Origin of the sequence: Endozoicomonas sp. ONNA1 (assembly GCF_024606325.1) — a bacterium.
In the GTDB taxonomy this organism is placed as follows: domain Bacteria; phylum Pseudomonadota; class Gammaproteobacteria; order Pseudomonadales; family Endozoicomonadaceae; genus Endozoicomonas_A.
Map to the genome: position 1 here is coordinate 1 of NZ_JAHHPN010000623.1, position 3359 is coordinate 3359.

1 protein-coding gene is annotated in these 3359 nt (G+C 42.5%); it reads right to left on the bottom strand.

Annotated features, from left to right (window positions below; genetic code table 11):
• Window positions 1-22 precede the first annotated feature (22 nt).
• The coding region (locus KDK19_RS14600; RefSeq protein ID WP_257292245.1) for a hypothetical protein at window positions 23-3359 on the bottom strand (3337 nt) is incomplete at its 5' end.

The following is a 3359-nucleotide window of genomic DNA, read 5'->3' on the forward strand; positions in this document are numbered from 1 at the left end:
GGGGCACCGGTGAATATCAACGTCATTCTGGATTATCCCCGGCCATGTATTGGTCTGCGAATGCAAAAATATGGCTGGCAAACAACGTCAGTCCCTTGACCAGACTGACCAGTGGAAAGACAGCCCTATCGGCTCCGAGAGAGGGCTGACCATTGGCCCTGCGGAAGTCTCTGGGAAATTTTTTATGCGCTTCCAGGGGATGTAAAGCTGCTGGGTACAGTATTTTATCCAGATGCCCGGTTCGCTTTAAGTGTTCTGAGTAGCACTCACTGGAAAGGGTAGATGCACAAGGGTCTGTGACCTCATCAGGTTGCGGGGCAGTCCAGTAAAGGATCTCCTGAGCTGTACGAGTCAACCATGAACGGTATTTGGCATCGTCAAACCGCATAAATGTTTGCAATCTTGATTTGGGCTGTCGTTCTTTTTCTTTTGCAAACAGACCCGAAAGGTATTCGTTCAGTAGCTGTTCAATAAAGTTTTCTGTCTCTTTCACGGCCTGTGGAATTTGATAATGATAATCCGGGGATTCCCGACGCAAGCGTGATCTTAACAACACGGCTGCCAACAGGTTTTCGCACAGAGCATTGGCAAAGCTTAGCCGCTGAAAAACCTCAGGAGTATAACCCGACGTTTTTGAGTTTCTGGCAGTCAGGCCGCTTTTCATAGAGCCGTAAAACTCAATATCGCCCCAATCCCGTAACCCATTCCAGCCAAATTGAGGACGTTCAATAGCTTCGATCCAGCGTTCAAATTTGCCGGGTAATGGAAAGGCAAAAAAAATCGTGTTCTTCAACAACGGGCTTAGGAACACCCAACGACATCCGCTACAGTGAAATGCTTGCATCGTTGACGCAGGTATAATGCCAAAGTTGCCATTCAGTACGCCAATATCATGAATGCTATTCAATAGACCCCGTTCAGCAGCAGCGTAAGGAGTGCTGGTTTCATCAGGAGTGTGGGCGTACTTGCTATAGTTGTCCGTCGCCTGGAAATAGTAAACCAGGAAGGCTCTTTCACCATCAACATAGTTCACTTGTAAACGGTCAGTGAAACCTTGTGTACTCTGGGGAAGATCCTTTTCCAGTACGACGAGAAAATCGCCAAAACGGGGTTTCTGGCTTTTCAAGCGGTCATTTTTGGCAATAAATTCATGCATAATGCCTTCTCGCGCCAGGGTAGCCAGAGACTCTCCAACCCGTTGGAACTTATAATGATCAACCACCTCACCATTGGCTATTGCCAGTGTACGACCATCAACGATGGTGCCTTCTTTCTCAAAGAGTGTTAATGGATGTTGACCGGGATAAACCCGTTGAAAGGGTGTTTCACCCGCACGATCAAATCTTGATTGTAACTGACGACCGGACTCTTCATCCGCAGGATGAAAACCAAATCCTCGGGCAGCTGCAGCCACTACCAATCCGAATGCCGAAGTATTGGGCAGTTGAAATTTGAGAGGATTAACGGGTTCTGTCAATTGGTCAGAAGAATCCAGTTTAAAGAAAAGTGCCGGATCTTTGAGAAAGTCCAGAGTATCATCCAGTAATGGCCGTGGAAGGCGTTTTTGCCAAGTCCTCAACAATTCTAATTTATCGGCAACTAACTTTTGTGCAAGTACGTGTATGAATTTTTGCCGGATTATTGGGTCAGCGCTGCATTTCTCCAGATACTCTTTGTCTTTAAAAAAGTACAAAAAACATGCATTCTGTTCAATATAGTCAAGTACAATCTGAGGGTTGTCGGGCCGTAAGTTCCTGGTCAGAAAGTGGTCAATCCCCCTGCCAAAGGGCTCAGACTTCAGCACTATGTCGTCTTGCGCTTTCAGGAGTCCCTCCGGAAGTTTTTCGCGTTTCTCATTCTGATTAGGCATATATTGATAAACAATATTCAGGACATGGGTTTTAAAATCGTTATCGGCATTCACCTTTTCAAAGAATTCATCAAGGAGAGAAACATGAAAACCCCGGCTTACTTCGGGTCTACTGTTTAATATTTCCAACAATGAGTCCTTTGCTGCATCGACTAATACCTTAGACAAACGTTTATTAAAATATCCAGCATAAACTAAAACAAAAGGGTTGGCTTTTATCAATCTTTTTAATAACAAATCAAATTTTTCTCTGTCTGCTTTATATCTCTTTGAGGCAAAAGAATATACCTCTTCTAAGCAGAGATCGTAACCACCTTCGAATAAAGAATTAAATCTATGAAACATTTCCAAATCAACTGTGACAGCTTTGAGCAGTAGTTCTTCAAAAAAGACAGGGTCTCTGGTAAACATATTGTATCTACCAGAGAAAGGAGATAAAGCAGATAAACCGGAGAAACCAGAGAAAATCACACCGAAATTAAGATACCAATGATTACCATTGATTGAATCCAGGATAGATTCTTTTGTCATAAAATGAGCCGGAACCTCTGACAATTGACACAAGCCATCTGCTAATTGTGAAAGGCAGTACTCTTTATTTTTATTTTTAATAGGCTCCGGAAGGTCTCTAAGCTCTATCATTCCTGAACGAATAAGTTCTTCGTATAATTCATCATTTTCACTTTTAAAACTGGCTGGGAGTGCTTTCAGGGATTTTATTTTCGCCGTAATATCCAGATAACCATAAATAAAAGCTGCCAGCTCGGGTGGTGTACCGAAAGGAATACCATTGAGCCTTGAGTATTCAATAAGAAAATCATGATCTTTTTTCAATTCATCAGGTAGTTGAGTGTATCCATATCGATCGTAGCCATACCCGGAAAGATTATTCTTAACCAATAACATATCTTTTGTTACTTTATCTTTTGGTATTTCGTTAAATTTTAAAATACCATTCCTTACAAATCCTTTTATCAAGGCAGGTGACTCTAAATAAGGACCATACCTATCTTTTCCAAAATTTATTGGTGAAAAATAGTCGACAACGTTCATAAATTCATCTTCTGTGAATTCGTGGACTCTATCATCAACAAGTTTTTGAAGCAGCTCGACTTGTTTTTCGGTAAAAATAGCGGTGTTCACAACCGGACTGGCTTTGAATCTTTTGAAAGATCCGGATGATGAGGCTCCGGGCTCTACCATAAAATTTTTAAATACACTGGGGTGCAGTCCCCATAGAATCGGTAGAACGGTGCGATGCTTTTCTGAATTCCAGATACTCCCCTCTGGCGTCAACGTTTTAACAAGTAGCTGCAACGGTGCCACAAGTTTACCGTGTGAGGGCGCTATGGCCGTTTCAAGGTTTCCTTCATTATGTTGCAGGGACGGCTGAAAATAATCATTGTCAGTATTCTTTGCCTCTTGATTGTTTGGCTGAACAGAGGCCATAAAAAAGTGCAGAACCGCCTTTTCCAACAGTTGCAGAATC